At 69.3% G+C, this 19,953-nt stretch carries 19 protein-coding genes; 12 read left to right on the forward strand and 7 right to left on the reverse strand.

The window, feature by feature from the left end; all coding sequences use genetic code 11:
• The first annotated feature begins 131 nt into the window (after nucleotides 1–131).
• The 3 genes from ATO4_RS06785 to ATO4_RS06795 are packed head-to-tail and all read left to right on the forward strand — an operon-like array spanning nucleotide 132 to nucleotide 4,613.
• The gene (locus ATO4_RS06785; protein WP_083590671.1) at nucleotides 132–2,510 is read left to right on the forward strand and encodes an FAD-dependent monooxygenase; all 2,379 of its coding nucleotides are present in this window, start codon (nucleotides 132–134) and stop codon (nucleotides 2,508–2,510) included.
• Nucleotides 2,510–2,974: an acyl-CoA thioesterase gene (locus ATO4_RS06790; RefSeq protein WP_083590672.1), complete on the forward strand. Its 465-nt coding sequence runs from the start codon at nucleotides 2,510–2,512 to the stop codon at nucleotides 2,972–2,974. The genes ATO4_RS06785 and ATO4_RS06790 overlap by 1 nt, the downstream gene beginning before the upstream one ends.
• A gap of 34 nt (nucleotides 2,975–3,008) precedes the next feature.
• Nucleotides 3,009–4,613, forward strand: coding sequence for an ATP-dependent acyl-CoA ligase (locus ATO4_RS06795; protein ID WP_083590673.1), 1,605 nt, complete (start codon nucleotides 3,009–3,011; stop codon nucleotides 4,611–4,613).
• 34 nt (nucleotides 4,614–4,647) lie between these two features.
• On the opposite strand, the gene ATO4_RS06800 is transcribed toward ATO4_RS06795, so the two are convergent.
• Together ATO4_RS06800 and ATO4_RS06805 are read right to left on the reverse strand one after the other, a co-directional pair.
• Nucleotides 4,648–5,430: an aspartate/glutamate racemase family protein gene (locus ATO4_RS06800; RefSeq protein ID WP_083590674.1), complete on the reverse strand. Its 783-nt coding sequence runs from the start codon at nucleotides 5,428–5,430 to the stop codon at nucleotides 4,648–4,650.
• Nucleotides 5,427–5,852, reverse strand: coding sequence for a hypothetical protein (locus tag ATO4_RS06805; RefSeq protein WP_083590675.1), 426 nt, complete (start codon nucleotides 5,850–5,852; stop codon nucleotides 5,427–5,429). The genes ATO4_RS06800 and ATO4_RS06805 overlap by 4 nt, the downstream gene beginning before the upstream one ends.
• Nucleotides 5,853–6,023: 171 nt before the next feature.
• On the opposite strand from ATO4_RS06805, the gene ATO4_RS06810 reads away from it, so the two are divergent.
• Entirely contained in the window at nucleotides 6,024–6,794 is a 771-nt protein-coding gene (locus ATO4_RS06810; protein WP_083590676.1) for an enoyl-CoA hydratase-related protein, read from the forward strand.
• A gap of 97 nt (nucleotides 6,795–6,891) precedes the next feature.
• Complete coding sequence (locus tag ATO4_RS06815; RefSeq protein ID WP_083590677.1) at nucleotides 6,892–8,454, forward strand: 3-hydroxyacyl-CoA dehydrogenase; 1,563 nt, start codon at nucleotides 6,892–6,894, stop codon at nucleotides 8,452–8,454.
• A gap of 140 nt (nucleotides 8,455–8,594) precedes the next feature.
• Here the strand turns inward: ATO4_RS06815 and ATO4_RS06820 are convergent, their stop codons facing one another.
• From ATO4_RS06820 to ATO4_RS06840, 5 genes are read right to left on the reverse strand one after another with little or no spacing between them, the layout of a single operon-like run.
• Nucleotides 8,595–9,869 (reverse strand): ABC transporter substrate-binding protein, encoded by a 1,275-nt coding sequence (locus ATO4_RS06820; protein ID WP_083590678.1) that lies wholly within the window; start codon nucleotides 9,867–9,869, stop codon nucleotides 8,595–8,597.
• A 10-nt stretch (nucleotides 9,870–9,879) separates the two neighbouring features.
• Nucleotides 9,880–10,335 (reverse strand): hypothetical protein, encoded by a 456-nt coding sequence (locus tag ATO4_RS06825; RefSeq protein WP_083590679.1) that lies wholly within the window; start codon nucleotides 10,333–10,335, stop codon nucleotides 9,880–9,882.
• Entirely contained in the window at nucleotides 10,332–11,381 is a 1,050-nt protein-coding gene (locus tag ATO4_RS06830) for an aldo/keto reductase (protein ID WP_083590680.1), read from the reverse strand. Before ATO4_RS06830 ends, ATO4_RS06825 begins: the two co-directional genes overlap by 4 nt.
• Nucleotides 11,382–11,383: 2 nt before the next feature.
• Entirely contained in the window at nucleotides 11,384–11,767 is a 384-nt protein-coding gene (locus ATO4_RS06835) for a TIGR04076 family protein (RefSeq protein ID WP_083590681.1), read from the reverse strand.
• Nucleotides 11,764–12,525 carry a GntR family transcriptional regulator gene (locus ATO4_RS06840; RefSeq protein WP_083590721.1) on the reverse strand — a complete coding sequence of 254 codons (762 nt, stop codon included), beginning with the start codon at nucleotides 12,523–12,525 and terminating at the stop codon, nucleotides 11,764–11,766. The genes ATO4_RS06835 and ATO4_RS06840 overlap by 4 nt, the downstream gene beginning before the upstream one ends.
• A 173-nt stretch (nucleotides 12,526–12,698) precedes the next feature.
• On the opposite strand from ATO4_RS06840, the gene ATO4_RS06845 reads away from it, so the two are divergent.
• The 7 genes from ATO4_RS06845 to ATO4_RS06875 all read left to right on the forward strand — a co-directional run bounded on the left by ATO4_RS06845 (nucleotide 12,699) and on the right by ATO4_RS06875 (nucleotide 19,880).
• Nucleotides 12,699–13,580 (forward strand): ABC transporter ATP-binding protein, encoded by an 882-nt coding sequence (locus ATO4_RS06845; protein ID WP_083590722.1) that lies wholly within the window; start codon nucleotides 12,699–12,701, stop codon nucleotides 13,578–13,580.
• Nucleotides 13,577–14,329 carry an ABC transporter ATP-binding protein gene (locus ATO4_RS06850; RefSeq protein WP_083590682.1) on the forward strand — a complete coding sequence of 251 codons (753 nt, stop codon included), beginning with the start codon at nucleotides 13,577–13,579 and terminating at the stop codon, nucleotides 14,327–14,329. Before ATO4_RS06845 ends, ATO4_RS06850 begins: the two co-directional genes overlap by 4 nt.
• Complete coding sequence (locus ATO4_RS06855; RefSeq protein WP_083590683.1) at nucleotides 14,326–15,228, forward strand: branched-chain amino acid ABC transporter permease; 903 nt, start codon at nucleotides 14,326–14,328, stop codon at nucleotides 15,226–15,228. Before ATO4_RS06850 ends, ATO4_RS06855 begins: the two co-directional genes overlap by 4 nt.
• On the forward strand, nucleotides 15,225–16,217 hold the full coding sequence (locus ATO4_RS06860) for a branched-chain amino acid ABC transporter permease (protein WP_083590684.1): 993 nt from the start codon (nucleotides 15,225–15,227) through the stop codon (nucleotides 16,215–16,217). Before ATO4_RS06855 ends, ATO4_RS06860 begins: the two co-directional genes overlap by 4 nt.
• The gene (gene kynU / locus ATO4_RS06865; RefSeq protein WP_083590685.1) at nucleotides 16,214–17,479 is read left to right on the forward strand and encodes a kynureninase; all 1,266 of its coding nucleotides are present in this window, start codon (nucleotides 16,214–16,216) and stop codon (nucleotides 17,477–17,479) included. Before ATO4_RS06860 ends, kynU begins: the two co-directional genes overlap by 4 nt.
• Nucleotides 17,476–18,348 carry a tryptophan 2,3-dioxygenase gene (kynA, locus tag ATO4_RS06870; RefSeq protein WP_083590686.1) on the forward strand — a complete coding sequence of 291 codons (873 nt, stop codon included), beginning with the start codon at nucleotides 17,476–17,478 and terminating at the stop codon, nucleotides 18,346–18,348. The genes kynU and kynA overlap by 4 nt, the downstream gene beginning before the upstream one ends.
• A gap of 65 nt (nucleotides 18,349–18,413) precedes the next feature.
• Nucleotides 18,414–19,880, forward strand: a complete 1,467-nt coding sequence (locus ATO4_RS06875; RefSeq protein ID WP_083590723.1) for an aldo/keto reductase — start codon at nucleotides 18,414–18,416, stop codon at nucleotides 19,878–19,880.
• Nucleotides 19,881–19,953: the final 73 nt, after the last annotated feature.

The following is a 19,953-nucleotide window of genomic DNA, read 5'->3' on the forward strand; positions in this document are numbered from 1 at the left end:
GGCGGTCCACGCGGCTCTTCGCCATGGCTGCGGCGCCTTGCCGCGTGGCGCTTCGCCCTTGCACCGCGTCCCTGAAAATAGTTTAATCCTAAAATAAATCATTCCCGAATCCTCGACTGGAGGCTCATGCGATGCGCATCACGGTGATCGGCGGCGGACCCGGCGGGCTCTACTTCGCGCTCCTGACCAAGAAGGCGCGGCCGGAGTGGCAGATCGCCATCTACGAGCAGAACCAGGCGGACGACACCTTCGGCTTCGGCGTCGTGTTTTCGGACGAGACGCTGCACGAGTTCCTGTCGCGCGACCGCAAGTCCTTCGACAGGATCCGGGGCGAGTTCGCCTATTGGGACGACGTCGCCGTCCACAAGCAGGGCCGGGAGATGCGCTGCGCCGGCAACGGCTTTGCCGGCATTTCGCGCAAGAAGCTGCTCCAGATCCTGCAGCAGCGCTGCCGGGAAGAGGGCATCGAGCTGCATTTCGGCGTCACGATCCCGCCCGAGGAGATCGCGACGACGTTCGCGGGCAGCGACATCGTCGTCGCCTCCGACGGCGTCAATTCCCGCATCCGCGAGGCATTCCGCGAGAGTTTCCAGCCGGAAGTGCAGATCAAGTCGAACCGCTTCTGCTGGATGGGCTCGTCCCGTCCGATGGACGAGTTCAACTACTTCTTCCGGGAGACCGAGCACGGCATCATCTGCGCCCATACCTACCAGTATGAAGAGGGGCGCTCGACCTGGATCTTCGAGATGGACGACGCCTGCTGGCGCGGCCACGGCTTCGACGGCATGGACGAGGAGCAGTCGAAGGCGGTCCTCGAGACGCTCTACGAAGAAGAGCTGCAGGGCCATCCGCTGCTGCTCAACCGCTCGAACTGGCGGCAGTTCCCGCGCATCTTCTGCAACAAGTGGTGGCACGACAACATCGTCCTCCTCGGCGATGCCAAGGCCTCGGCGCATTATTCGATCGGGTCCGGCACCAAGCTGGCGATGGAATGCGCGATCTCGCTGTCGGATTCGGTGCTGGCGCATGGAGAGACGAGCGCCGAGGCGGCCTTCAAGGCCTATGAGGACGAACGCCGGACGCCCTGCCAGATCATCCAGCACAATGCCGACGTCTCGCTGGCCTGGTTCGAGCACATGAACCGCTCCTGGGACATGGATCCCGAGCAGTTCGCCATGGTCGTCATGTGCCGGGCGAAATCGATCACCTACGACAATCTGATCGTGCGCGATCCGGCCTTCGTCGAGAAGGTCGATACGGCCTTCTACGAGCGCGTCCTGGCCGAGACCGGCGAGGACTATCGCAAGAGCCGGCCGACGCCGATGTTCACGAAGTTCCGGCTGCGCGACATGGAGGTCGCGAACCGGGTCGTGATGTCGCCGATGGCGCAGTATTCCGCCGACGAGAACGGCAACCTCACCGACTGGCACTTCGTCCACTACACCTCCCACGCTCTCGGCGGGGCCGGCATGGTGTTCATCGAGATGACCTGTCCCTCGGCAGACGCCCGCATCACGCCGGGCTGTCCGGGCCTGTGGACCGACGAGCACGAGGCCCAGTTCAAGCGCATCACCAGCTTCGTCCACGCGCATTCGGCGACGAAGATGGTGCTGCAGCTCGGCCATGCCGGGCGCAAGGGATCGACCCAGCTCGGCTGGCAGAAGATGGACATGCCGCTCGAGGAGAAGGCGCTGAACTGGCCGCTCTACTCGGCTTCGCCGCTCGCCTATCATGACGGCGTCAGCCAGCAGCCGAAGGCCATGGACCGGGCCGACATGGACCGCATCACGGCGGATTTCGTCCAGGCGACCGAGCGGGCCGAGCGGGCCGGCTTCGACATGATCGAGCTCCACTGCGCCCACGGCTATCTGCTGGCCTCCTTCCTGTCGCCGCTGACCAACAAGCGGACCGACGCCTATGGCGGGTCGATCGAGAACCGCCTGCGCTATCCGCTCGAGGTGTTCGAGGCGATGCGGGCGGTCTGGCCGAGCGAGAAACCGATGTCGGTCCGCGTCTCGGCGTCGGACTGGGCGGAGGACGGCATCAGCGAGGCAGACACCTTCGCCATCGCCGAGGCCTTCGCGGCGGCCGGCTGCGACCTGATCGACGTGTCCGCCGGCCAGACCGTCGCCGAGCAGAAGCCGGTCTACGGGCGCATGTTTCAGGTCCAGTTCGCCGAAGCCATTCGCAACGTGCCGAAGCTGGCCGTCATGGCCGTCGGTGCGATCACCGAGCCGGCGCAGGTCAACACCATCCTCCACACCCGCCGCGCCGACCTCGTGGCGCTCGGTCGCCCGCACATGTGGAACCCGTATTTCACCCGCGAGGCTTCCGCCTGGTACGACACGCGCAACCAGCATTGGCCGAAGCAATATCTCTCCGGCCGCGACCAGGCGCATCGCGAGCTTTCCAGGAAGCGCGAGCAGGAGATCGAGCTGAAGCGCAAGGCGAGGCCGCGGCCCCATGACCTCGAAGCCGAGGCCCAGGACCAGCGCAAGGCGGCCGAGTGATGTCGGGGGAAAGCGGCGAGGCCGGGCATTCGGCCGGCGGCGAGGTCTTCCGGTCGGTCTACAAGCTCCGCTTCGGATACTGCGACCCGGCCGGCATCGCCTTCTTCCCGCGGCTCGTCGAGATGGTGAACTGGACGGTCGAGGACTGGTTCGACAGCCTGCGCGGCGCGACCTTCCGGCAGATCCACATCGATCGCAAGGAGGGCGTCCCGGCGGTGTCGATCAACGTCGACTTCGTCGGCCCGGCCGAACTCGGCGACCGGATCCGCTTCGACCTCCGCGTCGAGGCGGTCGGCCGCAGCTCGATCACGCTGCGCATCGCGGCCGAGAAGGGCGACGGCGATGCCGTGCTGAAGGCGGTGCACACCATCGTCTATTGCGATCTCTCCGGTGAAAAGCCGAAGGCCATGCCGATCCCGGACGATCTGCGGCTGCAGATCGAGCGCTACGTCGCAGACGAATAGGCCGGCGGGACGCGGCCAGCGGAAAGGGTTCCAGATGACGGCGACAGACTTCGGACAGCGTTTTGCCTTCGCCGATCGGGCGCTTCCCCGGCTTCTGGAGCGCCAGGCGGCGCACCATGGAAAGGCGGCGTTCGTCAGCTTTCCGGACGGGCCGACATGGTCCTTCGACGCAGCGACCGGGATCGCGGCGACCTATGCCGGCGCGCTCGCCGCTGTGGGCGTCGCGGCGGGCGACCGGGTGGCGCTGATCGTCTCCAACCGGGCCGAGTTTCTCCAGGCGTTCTTCGGCTGCGCCTGGCTCGGCGCGGTCGCCGTGCCGATCAACACCGCGTCCCGCGGCCTGCAGCTGCGCCATATCCTGGAGAATTGCGGTGCGAGGCTGCTGGTCATCGAGGCGGCCTTCCTGCCCGCCCTCGACACCATCGCGCTCAGGGATGTCGGGGTCGAGACGGTCTGGCTCGTCGGCGGTAAGGACGAGGCGCCGCGCCTGGACTTGGGCTGCGATCTCCGTGCCTGGCCGGGGGGCGGTGATCCCCGTCCGGCCGCCGCCGTCAAGCCCGGCGACACGGCCGCGATCATCTACACCTCCGGGACGACCGGCCCGTCGAAGGGCGTCTGCTGCCCGCATGCCAACCTCTTCTGGTGGGGCGCCAACACCGCCGACCTGTTGTCCCTCCAGGCCGGCGATCGGCTCTACACGACGCTGCCGCTGTTCCACGTCAACGCGCTCAACACCGTCTACCAGGCGCTCCTGACTGGCTCGACGGTGATCGTCGGCAGGCGGTTCTCCGTCTCCGGTCTCTGGCCGGCGCTGGTCGAGAGCCAGGCGACCGTGACCTATCTCCTCGGCGCAATGGCGCCGATGCTGCTGTCGCGGCCACCGACACCCCTCGACCGGGCGCACAAGGTCCGCATCGCCCTCGGTCCGGGCGTCCCGGCGCAGTTCCACGTGCCTTTCCAGGAGCGCTTCGGCTTCGGTCTCGTCGAGGGCTACGGCTCCACCGAGACGAACTTCGTCATCGGGGCGAAGCCCGGCGAGGCACGCCCCGGAACAATGGGGACGGTCCGGCCCGGCTTTGCCGCCCGCGTCGTCGACGCGGACGACACCGAGGTGGCGGACGGAGAGGCGGGCGAGCTGGTCCTGCGGGCGGACGAGCCCTTCGCCTTTTCGACCGGGTACTACCGCATGGCCGAGAAGACCGTCGAAGCCTGGCGGAACCTCTGGTTTCATACCGGCGACCGGGTGGTGCGGGACGCAGACGGCTTCTTCCGCTTCGTCGACCGGCTGAAGGATGCCATCCGGCGGCGCGGGGAGAACATTTCCTCCTTCGAGGTCGAGCAGGTGCTGTCCGCCCATCCCGCCGTCGCGGCGGCCGCGGCCTATCCGGTCCGCTCGGATCTGGCCGAAGACGAGGTGATGGCCGCGGTGGTCCTGAAGGACGGCGCCAGCCTCGGTGCCGCCGAACTCATCAGCTTTGCGGCGCCGAATCTGCCCTACTATGCGGTGCCGCGTTACCTGGACTTCGTCGAGGCGCTGCCGACCACCGAGAACGGCAAGGTGCAGAAGTTCAAGCTGTCCGAGCGCGGCGTGACGCCGACGACCTTCGACCGCGAGGCGGCCGGCATCAAGGTGCGGTGAGGCCGGGTGGCCGGCTCACGCGAGACGGACGACGTCAGGGCCGGCCCCTGGCGACGAGGCTGCGGAAGTCCGCCTTGGCCCGCTCGGGCGCCAGCGCGAAGCTCGGGCCCCGGCTCGGCTCGATGCCGTCCATGCGATGCAGCTGCACCCACATCTCGGCGCTCTTCAGGCCGATGGCGGCACAGTTGATCACCGGGGCGTGGCCGACCTTGAAGCCATGCTCGCTGCCGCACAGAAGCCCCGGCAGGACGCCGGCCGGCACGATCACGTCGGCGCCGGCTTCGACGAGCGGTGTCGCGCAGCGGGTGAAGTCGGCGAGCATGCGCTGCCGGGCCGTCTCGTCTCCGGCGAAGGCCGCGGAGAAATCCTCCGGCCGGCAGGCCATCGCCGTCACGTGGCGGATGCGGTCGGCGAGCCCGTAGCGCTCGGCCTGCTCCAGGTGCCAGACCTCGAAGACCGGATCGAGGGTCACCAGGCCGAGCCTGCGGCCGAGCTGCGCTGCGGCGTGGAGCGTCGCCTCGCCGACGCCGATCACCGGAATCCGCACCGCCGAGCGCAGCTCGTAGAGGCCGGGATCCTGGAAATGGCCCATGACGTAGGCGTCGAACCCATCCTCCTCGGCCTGAAGGCCGTTGTCGACGGCGACCGTCGCGCAGCGCATCTCGGCAAGCCGGCCGAAGTCGCGGTCGGGCGGCGAGATGCCGGCGACATGGACGCTGGTGCCGGGGGCGGCGATGGCGTTCAGATAGGCCGAAAGCCGCTCCATGTAGGGACGGCTCGCGGTCGCGTCGATGAAGCTCTGCCAGAAGATCCTCATCGCTCCAAAAGCCCCTTGATCAGGAACATCTCGGCTTCGTGGGAGGTGGAGGTCTGCATCCAGGCCGCCTCGCTCTGGTCGGCGAGGCGCCAGGACAGGAGCGTGACGACGCACTGCTCCGGGCCCATGTTCAGGACCGGCCCGGGGATGACCCGCGACATGTTGCGGAACCGCAGGGCGTCGATGCTCGGGCCGACGTCGTAGTCGACGAGCAGCCTGTCGCGGTCGACCTTGAGGCGGACATAGGTCTGCCGGCCCGAGAACAGCGACGTGCCGACGACGAGGCCGGGCTCGATCTCCCGGCGCTCATAGCTGCCGAGCGTCCAGCGGCCCTGGCTGAGGCCGTCGGCCATGATCTCGAAGGCGGTCTCCGCCGGCCGCTCGACCATGATGCTCGAGGAGTGGCAGTGGGGGTCCTGCATGGGCGGGGTCCGACGACGTTGGAGGGGAAGCGAGGCGGAGCACAGCGGCAGAAGACAACGGCGAACGGGTGGCGCGGGCTTCCGTCGTCGGTATATAGTTTAAGCTTAAAGTGACTAACGTGGCGAGCCGTGTCAACGACGGCGCGCCGCAGGGCGAGAGGGAGACGGGCGATGGCCGCGACGGAGCTCGAACGACACGAGGATGGCGTTGCGCTCCTGCGCATGAACCGGCCCGAGACGCGCAACGCGCTGACCGCGGACCTGCGCGAGGAACTGGCGGCCCATTTCGGCGCGCTCGCCGCCGACGGAGAGGTGAGGGCCGTCGTCCTCACCGGTGGTCCCAAGGCGTTCGCCGCGGGCGCCGACCTCAAGGCGATGGCCGAGGCATCGGCGTCGGAGATGATGCTGCGCGGGCTCGAACGGCTCTGGGCGCCGATCAAGGGCTTCCCGAAGCCGCTGATCGCCGCGGTGGAAGGCTGGGCGCTCGGCGGCGGGGCCGAACTCGCCATGCATGCCGACATCATCGTCGCCAGCGAGAGCGCGAAGTTCGGCCAGCCCGAGATCAAGGTCGGCATCATGCCGGGCGCCGGTGGCACCCAGCGGCTGACCCGGGCCGTCGGCAAGTTCAAGGCGATGAAGATCCTTCTGACCGGCGAACCCTTCGGTGCGGCCGAGGCCGAGGCGATGGGGCTCGTCTCCGAGGTCGTTCCGGATGGAACCGCGCTGGACCGGGCGCTGGAACTCGCCCGCGCCATCGCCGCCATGCCGCCGATCGCCGCTCGCAAGATCAAGGAGACGGTGCTCGCCGGCGCGGACCAGCCGCTGGATTCCGCACTCCTGATGGAGCGGCAGGCCTTCCAGCTGCTCTTCGATACGGCCGACCAGAAGGAGGGCATGCGAGCCTTCCTCGAGAAGCGCAAGCCGAGCTTTACCGGGCGCTGACGCGCGACGGCTGGGTCGGGAGACCCGGTCGAGGGGCCCGGTCCTGGGGCGTGATCAGGGGGCCGAACAAGGCGGCCCCAACAAGGGAACAATGCGCATGAATGATCGTATCGCTGCTTTCGGCGACCGCGCCGCGCCGCTGACGCTCGGCATCGTCGGGGCCGGCACCATGGGACGCGGCATCGCGCAGATCGCCGCGGAGGCCGGCGTCGACGTGATCCTCGCCGACGTCGCGCCCGATGCCGGGCGGGCAGGCCGCGACTTCGTCGAGAACATGCTGAAGCGCAAGGTCGAGAAGGGCCGGATGAGCGTGGCCGAGGCCGAAGCGGCGACCCGACGCGTCCGGCCGCTCGTCCTTTCCGACGCCGACGCCTATCGCGGCTTTGCGTCCTGCGACCTGGTCATCGAGGCGGTCGTCGAGCGCATGGAGGTCAAGCACGGGGTGCTGAAGGCCCTCGAGGCCGCGGTCGGGCCGGACTGCATCCTCGCCACCAACACCTCCTCGCTCTCCGTCACCGGCTTTGCGGCCGCCGCCGAACGGCCGGAGCGGGTCGCCGGCTATCACTTCTTCAACCCGGTTCCCCTGATGCGGGTCGTCGAGGTGATCGCAGGCGCGCGCACGGCGCCCGGCACTGTGGCCTGCCTCGAGGCACTGGCGAGGCGGATGGGACACCGGCCGGCCCGCGCCACCGACACGCCGGGCTTCCTGGTCAACCACGCCGGACGGGCCTTCACCTCCGAGGGCCTGCGCATCGTCGGCGAGGGCATCTGCGGCTTCGCCGACGTCGACCGGGTCATGGTGGAGGCGGCAGGCTTCAACATGGGGCCGTTCCAGCTGATGGATCTCGTCGGGATGGACGTCGCCCAGGCGGTCAGCGAGTCGCTTTACCGGCAGTATTACGAGGAGCCGCGCTTTCGCCCGTCGCCGCTCGGCGCCCAGCGCAAGGCGGCGGGGCTGCTTGGACGCAAGAGCGGCGAGGGCTTCTACGTCTATCGAGGCGGCAAGGCCGAGCCGGTGGACGAGGCGCAGCTGCCGGTTGCCGACTCGTCCCGGCGCCCGGTCTGGGTGAGCGGCCGCGACGAGGCTGCGTCCGAGGAGCTGCGGCAGATCCTCGCCAGCGCCGGGGCGGAGGTCGAGGCGAGCGCGGCCCCCTCGGCCGATGCGCTGTGCTTCGTCGCGCCATGGGGCATGGACGCCAGCATGGCCGCCCTGGAGGAGGGGCTCGACCCGTGCCGCACGGTCGCCGTCGACATGCTGTTCGCCGGCAGGGGCAGGCGTACCCTGATGACGGGCGTCGTCAGCGATCGGGCCTGCCGCGACCAGGCCCACGCGCTTCTGGCCGCGGACGGAACGGGGGTGTCGGTGATCCACGACAGCCCCGGTTTCGTCGCGCAGCGGATCGTGGCGAGCATCGTCAATCTCGGCTGCGAGATGGCCCAGCAGCGGGTGGCGGCGCCGGAGGACATCGACGCCGCCGTCACGCTGGGCCTCGGCTATCCCAAGGGCCCGCTGGCCTTCGGCGATGCCATCGGCCCGAAGCGGATCCTGGCGATCCTTGCGGCGATGCACGATTTCTACGGCGATCCGCGCTACCGCCCCAGCCCCTGGCTCGTCCGCCGCGCCCGTCTCGGCGTGCCGCTGACGACGCCGGAGGGATAGGGCGCCATGTCTGGAGAGGGGCGAGCCGGGAGCGCTCCGCGACATGCGAAGCGCCCCCGCCTGCGACGGGCCAGCCGATGATCCGTCAGGTGATGAACCTCATGTAAGGCACTGACCCCAATCGACGATCGATCAGCGCATCACTGGCCCAGCTGGTCCTTCAGCGCGGTGACGTCGTCCGCCGACATCTCGCCGGTGGTGACGACCGCGCCGTCGGTGATCTTCCACAGGCGGAACGGGCCGGTGATGTCGCCATACTGGTCGAAGTTGACCGGGCCGATGACGCCTTCGTAGCGGATCGGCTTGCCTTCCTTGATCAGCGCCAGCGCCTTCTTGAACTCCTCCGGCCCGGCGAAGACCGTCTCGCCCTTCGGATCGACAACCTCCGGGATCGCGGCCTTGATCGCCGCGGGTTCGGCCTTGCCGGCCTTGGCGATGGCGAGGCCGACGATCGCGCCCGCGTCGTAGGAGCGGTCGGCCGCCGGAGCGTCCGGCTTGATGCCGCCGGAGAACGCTTCGTAGTTGTCGTAGAAATACTGGCTGGACTTGGTCGGGCTGGTGCCGGACGAGGTGCCATAGGCGTTGTCGAGATAGCGCGCGCCCACGGCCTCGATGAAGTCGGTGGAATTCATGCCGTCGTTCAGGAGGAACGTCGCAGGGCCGCCCTGGCTGATCCAGGCGCGGGCGATGGTCGCGCCGTCGACCGGGTAGCTGATCAGGTAGAGGCCCTCCGGCTCGCCTTCCATCGCCGCGGTGGCTTCGGAGGTGTAGCTCGCCTGCTTCTCGTTATAGGGCGTCACCGAGGTGATCTTGCCGCCCAGCGACTCGTAGGCCTTCTGGAACTCGCGCATCATGTTGACGCCGAAGTCGTTGTTGACGTGGACGATCGCCAGCTTGTCGAGGCCCTGATCCATGGCGTATTTCGCCGCCGCGGTGCCCTGGAGGGCGTCGGAGGTGATGGTGCGGAAGAAGACACCGTTGGTCTTGCCCTCGCGGGCGAGCTCGGTCAGCGTCGGGGAGGAGGAGGCCGGCGAGACCTGCGGCACTCCGGCGGAAGCCGTCACGGAGGTGAGGATCGGGATCGACACCGACGAGATGATGCCGCCGATCAGCACCGGCACCTTCTGGACGTTGACGAGCTGGGTGGCCTGGTCGACGGCGACATTGCCCTGGCTCTGGCTGTCGCGGGTCTCGGTCGCGAGCTTGCAGCCGTTCACGCCGCCGGCCTCGTTGAGGTCGCGGAAGGCCATGTCGACGGACTTGGCGCCGGCCTGGCCGTACTGGCCGGCGGGACCGGTCAGCTCCATGACCATGCCGACGGTCACCGTGCAGTCCTGGGCAAGGGCGGTCCCGGCCGCGAAGTGGAGCGACGCCGCGCAGAGGGCCGAGGATAGAAGAAGCGTCCTAGTCGTCATGCCATTTCCCTCAGGTTGACCGGCCGCCGATCGGCGTCGGTTGGGTTGAAACCATCATGGTTTCCTGCAGATGCCGCCACACGACGCCGTTCGGCGCCGCCGGCGCGGCGAGAAAGAATGCCGTCGCCCGGCGCCGGGTCTCGGTGCCCTTCGAGGACTGCCGCTCGACATAGGTGACCAGCGCCGCGTCGCTCCCCTCGAAGACGATGCCGCCATCCTCGATGGTGATCGAGAACGCCTCGTCCTCCTCGAGCCGCCGCCGGCCGAGCAGCGCGGCGAGGTCGGCGGCGGTGACGATCCTGCCCTCGGGCGAGATGCGGACGAAGGCAGGATCGAAGGTGGAGAGGCGCGTTTCGAGCACGGCCGGGTCGCGGATCCGGCCGGTGAACCAGTCGGCGAAGAAGGCGTGCGCCGCCTCGACCTCCGCCAGCGCGTTTTCGCCGAGGGTGCGGGCTGCCGTCGTCATGCCGCCGTACCGTTCAGGCCGTATTTCATGATCGAGCCGTGCGGGCCGTCGCGGTCGCGCTCCAGCGCGTAGACGTCGCCCGGCGGCACCCGCATCGCCGAGCGCGCGGCCTCGATCGCCTGGTGGTCGTCCGCGTCCAGCTTCAGATCGGCGATGGCGAGATTGGCGGGCAGATGGCTGCGGTTGCGGGCGCCGACGATCGTCGCCGCGACCCCCGGCCGGTCCAGCACCCAGCGGCTCGCGACGGTGGCGATGTCGGTGCCGTGCCGGTCGGCGACGCGCCGCAGCGTCGCCAGAAGGTGCTGGAAGACGCCCCAACCGCCGGCCTCGTCGATGATCAGCTTGTATTTGACGAGCGAACGGTTCTCCAGCGGGGAGGCGGGTTCCGGCTCCCCCAGCCAGCGATCCGACAGGAAGCCGCCGGCGACCGTCCCGTAGCAGAGGAGCTGGACGCCGTTGGCGCCGGCCGCCGCCACCATCTCTCGCTCGGGTCTCGTATCGAGCAGCGAATACTGGACCTGCATCGAGACCATCGGTACGCCGGCGCGGCAGAACGCCAGGAGATGCTCGGTGTCGAAGTTCGTGCCGCCGATGTTGCGGATCTTGCCGGCCTGGCGCAATTGCGTCAGCCAGCCGCCGACCTCCAGCCAGCCATCCGCCGCATAATCCCACCAGTGGAACTGGACGAGGTCGAGCCGGTCGGTCTTCAGGCGCCGCAGCGAGGTGTCGATCGCCGCCGTCACCGACGCCTGCGTCATCTCACCGAGCGCGCCCAGATCCGGGACGAACTTGGTATGGACGCGGACGGCGTCGAGTGCGGCCTGCCCGCGGCGATCCGCATACGCCTCGCGGAACGCGCCGATGATCTCCTCGACGCCGGTATAGATGTCGGCGCAGTCGAAGGTGACGATGCCGGCATCGGCGAAGGCGATCAGATCCTCGACGCTCTCCCTTGCGTCGACGGCGCCGTGGCCGCCGGCCAGCTGCCAGTTGCCGCGGATGACGCGGGAGATGCGGTGATCGGCAGAGAGCTCGGCGTATTCCATCGTCATTCCTCGTCGGCGTCCGGCAAAGCGGGCGTTGCTTCCGGCTGATGCAGGGGGACCGCGGTGGTCTCGGCATGGCTGAAGCGGCGCAGGCCGAGCCGCGTGATGCGCAGGCGGCTTGGGCAATTGGGATCGGGGCAGGCGACCTCCGCGTCGGTGCTCATCCAGTCGTTCGGGTGGGTCGGGCGCTGCTTGGCGGCAAGCAGCGGCAGGACCGCCGCGAGGGAATAGATCGAGAAGCCCTGGCCCTCCGGCAGGTGCAGCATCTCGCCGCGAAGCTCGAAGAAGTCGCCGGCCTTGGCCCCGCAATAGATCGTCCGGCCCGGCGGGCAGATCGCCTCGACCCTGAGGTCATGGAGCGAGAAGCCGTCATCCGCGTCGCTCATGGCGTCGTCTCCGTTTCCTCGCGGGCGAGCCGGTCGCGCAACAGCTCGAAGGCGCGCTCGACGTCCTCGCCGAGCGCCATAACGGCCGCCTCGCCGTCGCGCTCCTCCAGCGCGGCAATGATCCGCCAGTGGTGGTGGGTCGCCGACAGCCCGTCGGCGCCGTCATAGAGGCTCGCGGAGGCGCGGATGAACGGGCCGGACTGCAGCCACAGGCTCTCGATGATCGGCAGCAGGACCTTCGAGCCCGCGGCCCGGTAGATGCCGAAGTGGAAAGCGTGGTTGTAGATGGCGCGGTGGCCGTGATCCTCTTCGCCGGCGGTCAGCTCGTCGTAGCCGCGGGTGATCCGGCGCAGCGTGGCGATGTCGTCCGCGGTGAGCCGCCGCACCGCCAGCCTGACGGCCTCGCCCTCGATCAGGCGCCGTGCCGCGGCGATGTCGTCGAGGCGTTCGCGCGTCAGGAGCGGGACCCGGATCGAGCGATTGGGCAGCGGCTCCAGTGCCTGTTCCGAGACCAGCCGGCCGAGCGCCTCGCGCACCGGCATCGTGCTCGTCCCGAGCCGCGAGGCGACGTCCTGGATGCGCATCACCTCGCCGGCCTCGAACTGGCCCTCGATCAGGGAGCGCCGCAGTTCCAGATAGACCCGCTGCTGGACGGTGTGCCGCTCCACCGGCGCGAGCATGGACAGGGCCCGGGTGTTCCTGCGCCCCGGCTGGGGGCGGCGGGACGGCGCGCCGGGATCGCTCGAGGGTTCGGCCATGGCAGTCGGGTCAACGTCCCTGAAAAGGCCGCCGGCCGTCATGGTCGGGCGGGACGCAGGGACGACGCATCCTCCCTGCCTCGTTTCGCATCTTGTCAAACGGATGCTAGCGAAATAGGCTTCAGCTGTAAAGTTTGATCAAAGATCAGAAATGCGTTGACCGGAAGCTGGTGATGACAGCCGAGAATGGACCCCGACGCACCGACGGGCAGGCGGCCGACGCCGGCTCCGCCTCGTCGCGTGTGGCCGAAGGGTCCGGCGCGAACGGGCAGGGGAACCGGCAGGGTTTGGTTCCGGCGCTCGCGGTGACCGACGCGTCCATCGCCTTCGGGCCGCTCAGGGCCGTCGACCGCATGTCGTTTCACCTCGACCCCGGCGGCATGCTCGGCCTGATCGGGCCGAACGGCGCCGGCAAGACGACGATGTTCAACCTCATCGCCGGCAGCCTCAAGCCCGACTCCGGAACCATCGCGATCGGCGGCGTTCAGGTCCAGTCCGAGGCCGCATCCCGGCGGATCTCCCGGGGCCTTGCCCGCACCTTCCAGATCCCGCGGCCCTTTGCCGGGATGACGGTTCTCGAGAACATGCTGACGGCGCCGCAGGGCCAGACCGGCGAGACGCTGCTCGGCAATCTCGTCCGGCTGAAGGAGGTGCGCCGGCAGGAACGCGCCGCCGTCGAGCGCGCCGAGGAACTGCTCGAATTCCTTCAGCTGTCGCGGCTCGCCGGCGAGGAAGCGCGGGTGCTGTCGGGCGGCCAGCGCAAGCTCCTGGAACTCGGCCGGGCGATGATGGCGCAGCCGGGCATCATCCTCCTCGACGAGCCGGCGGCCGGCGTGAACCCGTCGCTGCTCGACTTCATCATCGACAGGATCGCCGCGATCAACGCGCGTGGCATCACCGTGCTCCTGATCGAGCACAACATGGACATGATCAAGCGGCTGTGCGGGCGGGTGCTGGTGATGGCGTCGGGACGGCTTCTCGCCGAGGGCGCGCCGCAGGATGTCTCGCGCGATCCGGCGGTGATCGAGGCCTATCTCGGCGGGGCGCCCGCATGAGTGTCGCCGAGGCCCCTCCTGCGCTCGCCGTCGAGGCGCTGGTCGCCGGCTACGAGCCGGACCTGCCGATCGTCAAGGGCATCGATGCGAGCATCGGGCAGGGCGACTTCGTCGCGATCCTCGGCCCCAACGGGGCCGGCAAGTCCACCTTCGTCAAGGCGATCGCCGGGCTGGTGCCGATCCATGCCGGGGCGGTGACGCTTGCCGGCAAGCCGATCACCGGGATTGCCGCGCATCTCCTCGTGCGCGCCGGCCTCGCCTTCGTGCCGCAGACGGAGAACATCTTCGCCAGCCTGACGATCGACGAGAACCTGAAGCTCTGCGCCGGCGTCCTGCCGGCGGGCCGGCGCTCAGAGCGCATCGCGGCGATGTACGACCTCTTTCCCGATCTCGCCGCCCGTCCGACAACAGCGGCCGGTGCGCTGTCGGGCGGCCAGCGGCAGATGCTGGCGACGGCGAGGGCGCTCCTGGTCGAGCCGACGGTGATCATCCTCGACGAGCCGTCGGCGGGGCTTTCGCCGAAGCTCGTGGGCGAGGTGTTCGAGACCCTGGCGCGGGTGAACGGGCTCGGCGTCACCATCGTCCTCGTCGAGCAGAACGTCCGGGCGGCGCTCGGCGTCGCCCGCACGGCCCTGGTGCTGGCCGACGGGCGGATCGTGCATCGGGGGCCCGCCAAAGGCCTCGCGGAGGATCCCCGCCTCGGCGAGATGTTCCTCGGCCACCACGCCGCGGCGGGAGAGACGGCATGAATGCGCAATTCATCGTCGACGGGCTGATCGCCGGCTCGATGATCGGCCTCGGCGCCATCGGCGTCACGCTGACCTACGCCATCCTGCGGTTCGCCAATTTCGCCCATGGCGAGTTCATCGCCTGGGGCGCCTATCTGGCGCTGGCCGTCGTCGCGGCCGTGCCCTTCGGCATGGTCCCGATCGGGCCGTTCTCCTTCGGCTGGATGCTGCCCGTCGCCGCAATCGCCGCCGCCCTCCTGACCGGCGGGCTCGCCATCCTCATCGACTGGCTGCTCTTCGCCTCGTTCCGCCGCCGCGCCTCGGCGACGATCATCATGGTGATCGCGAGCTTCGGGGCCTCGCTGGCCCTTCGCAGCCTGCTCGAATTCGTCTTCACCTCGAAGCCGGTCTATTTCACCCGTGAGCTGCAGATCGCGATGCCGCTCGGCGGCGGGCTGCGGGCCACGCCGGACCAGCTCCTGATGCTCGGCGTCACCGCCGTTCTGGTCATCGCGGTGCATCTGCTCCTGACTCGGACGGCGATCGGCCGGCAGATGCGGGCGGTCAGCGAGAACCCGGTGCTGGCGCGGCTGGCGGGCGTCGACGTCCGGCGGGTGATCCGCACCGTCTGGTGCCTCGGCGGCGCGCTGGCCGCCGGTGCCGGCGTCATGGCGGGCCTCCTCGTGCAGATCCGCCCCTATATGGGGTTCGACCTCCTCCTGCCGCTGTTTGCCGCGGCGATCCTCGGCGGCATCGGCAGCGTTCCGGGCGCGATCCTCGGCGGCCTGCTGGTCGGTCTTTGCGAGGCACTCGCGGTGCAGACGGTCGGGGCCGAGTGGCGCGCCGCCGTCGGCTTCGTCATCCTCACGCTGGTCCTGCTGCTGCGTCCCCAGGGGATTCTGGGAAAGGCGGCGACATGATCGACCTCGTCGGCTACGGCGCCTTCTTCCTGACCATCGCGCTGTCCTATGCGATCATCGCCGTCGGCCTGAACGTCCAATGGGGCCAGACCGGGCTGTTCAACGTCGGGGTCGCCGGCTTCGTCGCGGTCGGCGCCTATGTGTCCGCGATCCTCACGACGCCCGATGCGGCGGACCGGCTGGGCGGCTTCGGCCTGCCGATCGTCGTCGGCTGGATCGCCGCCGGCATCGCGGGGGCCGTCCTCTCCTATGGGCTCGGTTGGCTGACCATCCGGCTCCGCTCGGATTACCTCGCCATCACCACCTTCGGCTTCGCGGTCACCGTGCAACTCGCGGCGCTCAATCTCGAATGGATCACCGGCGGCCCGTTCGGCATGGGCTTCATCCCGCGGCCCTTCGCGGCGAGCGCCGACGATCCCTTCCGCTTCGGCCTTCTCAATCTCGGCCTCACAGCCGCGGTCCTCCTTGCGGCCTACCTCGTCGTCGAGCATCTGAGCGCCTCGCCCTGGGGCCGGGTGCTGCGGGCGATCCGGGAAGACGAGACGGCGGCCGTCTCGCTCGGCAAGAACGCGTCCGGCTTCCGGCTCCAGGCCTTCGCGGTCGGCGGCGCCCTGATGGCGCTCGGCGGCGCCGTGCAGGCGCATTTCATCGGCTTCATCGCGCCGGAGAACTATCTGCCGCTGATGACCTTCCAGGTCTGGGCGATGCTGATCGTCGGCGGCTCTGGCAACCATCGCGGCGCCATCGTCGGAGCGGTTCTGGTCTGGGCGATCTGGGCGGCTTCGGCCTCGGTCATCGGCACCGTGCTTCCGGCCGGGGAGCAGGCACGGGGCGCCTCCCTGCAGATCGTGCTGATCGGCGTCGCCCTCTGTGCCATCCTGCTGCTGCGGCCGAAAGGCATCCTCGGCGAGAAGCGGGTGGTGTCGCGATATCTGGGGAAATCGGCGCCAGAGCCGGCCCGTCAGCGAGAAGGAACGCTTGCGCCATGACCGTCAGCAGCCACAGCCCTGTCGTGTCGGAACGAGCCGACGCCGAGGCGCTCGACCGGGCCGACCCGCTCGCCTCGCACCGCGACCGGTTTCACGTGCCGGAGGGGCTGATCTATCTCGACGGCAATTCCCTCGGCGTCCTCGCCCATTCGGTGCGCGAGCGCGTCCGCGCCGTCACCGAGCGGGAATGGGGCGAGGGGCTCATCGGCTCGTGGAACACCGCCGGGTGGATCGACCTGCCGATGACGGTCGGGGCCAAGATCGCCCGCCTGATCGGCTCGCCCGGCGACAGCGTCGTCGCCACGGATTCCACCTCCGTCAACCTCTTCAAGGTGCTGGCCGCCGCGCTGGCGATGCGGCCGGATCGCCGCGTCATCGTCTCGGAGCGGGCGAACTTTCCGACCGACCTCTACATGGCCGAGGGGCTCGCGGCGCTCCTGGGCAAGGGTCACGAACTGCGGCTGGTCGACGGCCCCGACGAGGTCGAGGCGGCCCTCGGCGACGACGTCGCGGTGCTGATGCTCACCCATGTGAACTATCGCACCGGCCGGATCCACGACATGGCGCGCCTCACGGCTCTGGCGCATCGCCACGGCGCCCTGACGATCTGGGACCTCGCCCATTCGGCCGGCGCGGTGCCTGTGGACCTTGCGGCGAGCCGTGCCGATTTCGCCATCGGCTGCGGCTACAAGTATCTGAACGGCGGGCCGGGCGCGCCGGCCTTCCTGTTCGTCGCGCCAAGCCTCCAGGACGCCGCCGTGCAGCCGCTGTCGGGCTGGTTCGGGCATGCTTCGCCCTTCGCCTTCGATCCCGGCTACGCGCCTGCCCCGGGCATTGCGCGGTTTCTCACGGGCACGCCGCCGGTGATCTCGCTCAGCGCCCTCGACGCCGCCCTCGACCTCTTCGCGGACACCGACATGGCCGCGATCCGCGAGAAATCGGTTTCCCTGTGCGAGCTGTTCTTGTCCCGGGTCGAGACGCTCTGCGGCGATCTCGGCGTCAGCCTTGCCAGCCCGCGGGACGCGGCGATGCGCGGCAGCCAGGTGTCGTTCCGCCACGACGACGCCTATGCGGTGATGCAGGCGCTGATCGCGCGGGGCGTCGTCGGCGACTTCCGGGCGCCCGACATCCTCCGCTTCGGCTTCACGCCGCTCTACACCCGCCATGTCGACGCCTTCGACGCCGCGGGGCATCTCTTCGAGGTTCTGCGGACGCAGGAATGGCGTGAGCCACGGTTCAACGTCAGGAGGGCCGTGACATGAGCGGCGACGCGGGAACGGCCGGCACGCTCGGCTTCGGGCACCAGCGCACCGCCGAGGCGGACGGCGCGCATCTGTCGATGGCGGGCGAGATGTCCTATGGCGACTACCTCGCCCTCGACCAGGTGCTGTCGGCCCAGCACCCGTTGAGCGATCATCACGACGAGCCGCTGTTCATCATCCAGCATCAGACCAGCGAGCTCTGGATGAAGCTGATCCTGCACGAGCTGCGCGGCGCGCGGGCCGCCATCGCGCGGGACGAGCTCGGCCGGGCCGAGAAGATGATGGCCCGCGTCGCCCGGATCTTCGTGCAGCTGATCCAGGCCTGGGACGTCCTCGCCACCCTGACGCCGGCCGAATACATGGAATTCCGCGACGTTCTGGGAAAATCGTCGGGCTTCCAGTCGCACCAGTACCGGGCGGTCGAGTTCATCCTCGGCAACAAGAACGCCGCCATGCTGCGGCCCCACGAACACCGGCCGGCGATCCATGCCGATCTCCAGACGCTGCTGAAGGAGCCGAGCCTCTACGACGTCGCGCTCGAACTCCTGAAGCGCCGGGGCCTCGCACCGGACGAGGCGCATCTGGGGCGAGACCTCACCCAGCCCTACCGGCAGCACGCCTCGGTCGAGGAGGCATGGCTGGCGGTCTATCGCGACGTCGGCACCTATTGGGACCTCTACCAGCTGGCGGAGAAGCTGGTGGATTTCGAGGATGCGTTCCGCAAGTGGCGCTTCGGCCATGTGACCACCGTCGCCCGCATCATCGGCTACCGGCGCGGCACCGGCGGCACCAGCGGCGTCGCCTATCTCGAGGCGATGCTGAAGGTCCGCCTGTTTCCCGAGCTCTGGGACATCCGCACCCGCATCTGAGCCATCGAGGCGCGGCAGGCAGTCCGCCCGCGCCCCGTACAATGCCCCTTCCATCGGAGACCACGATGACCGATCGTCCCGAGCGCTTCGCGCTCACGCCCGAATTGTCCATCAGCCGCGTCCTCACCGGCCTGTGGCAGGTGGCCGACATCGAGCGGAGCGGCACGCCGCTGGATCTCGACGCGGCGGCCGATGCGCTCCGCTCCTACGCCGATGCCGGATTCGACACGTTCGACATGGCCGATCACTACGGCAGCGCCGAGCTGATCGCGGGACGGCTGCTCGCCCGTCATGAGGGAGCGCCGAGGCCGCTCGCCTTCACCAAATGGTGCCCGGAGCCGGGGCCGATGACGCCGGAGATCGTGCGCGCGGGCGTCGAGGAGCGGCTGAGCCGCCTCGGCGTCGAGCGGGTCGATCTCCTGCAGCTGCACTGGTGGACCTTCGAGCACCCGGCCTGGCTCGACGCGCTGCACGAATTCAAGGCGCTGCAGGCGGAGGGCCTGATCGGCGCGATCGGCCTCACCAATGTCGATGCGGCGCATCTGGCCCTGGCGGTCGCCGACGGAATCCCGGTGGTCTCGAACCAGGTCTCCTTCTCGCTCATCGACCGCCGCGCCGCCGGCCCGTTGTCGAAGGTCTGCGCCGCTACGGGCACGCGCCTTCTCGCCTATGGCACGCTCTGCGGCGGCTTTCTGTCGGATCGCTGGCTGGGTCAGCCCGAGCCCAAGGCGATCGCCGACTGGAGCCGGATGAAGTACAAGCGCTTCATCGATACCGCCGGGGGCTGGAACGTTCTCCAGACGATCCTCGCGGCGGCGGCCGAGATCGGCCGGCGCCACGGCGTCTCGATCGCCAATGTCGCGAGCCGCTGGGTGCTGGAGCAGCCGGCGGTGGCGGGCGTGATCATCGGCGCGCGGCTCGGCGAGAGCGAGCACCGGGCCGACAATCTGAAGCTCTTCGATTTCGCCCTCGATGCCGAGGACCGCGAGCGGCTCGACGCCGCGCTCGCCGCCGCCCGGCCGATCCCCGGCGATTGCGGCGACGAATACCGCCGGCCACCCTATCTGACGGCGTCGGGCGATCTCAGCCATCATCTGGGCCAGGTGCCCTCGGTCTACAGGGCAGAAGCCGTGCCCGGCCGGCCGGAACGCCTGCGGGTTTCGTCGGGCAGCGTCTGGGAGCCGCTCGCCGGCTACAGCCGCGCGGTGCGCGAGGGCAATCGTGTCTTCGTCTCCGGCACCACCGCGACCCATGGCCGCGACCGCGTGGTCGCGCCGGGGGACGCCGGCGCCCAGGCCACCTACATCCTCGACAAGATCGGCGCGAGCCTCAACGCCCTCGGCGCCTCGATGGAAGACGTCGTGCGCACCCGCGTCTATCTGCGGTCCATCGACGACTGGGAGCCGGTGTCGCGGGCGCATGGCCGGGCGTTCGGCGAGATCCGCCCGGCGAACACGCTCCTCGCCGCGGGGGCGCTGGTCGGCGACTATGCCGTCGAGATCGAAGCGGAAGCCGTCGTGCGGGAAGGCTGAGGCCGGAGGGCCGGAACCGTCGGTTCCGGCGGCGGCACGCCGGCGCCGTCATGGCGCTTCCGCAGCCGCTCCG

This window comes from Aurantimonas sp. 22II-16-19i (assembly GCF_002088275.1).
Classification (GTDB): Bacteria; Pseudomonadota; Alphaproteobacteria; order Rhizobiales; family Rhizobiaceae; genus Jiella.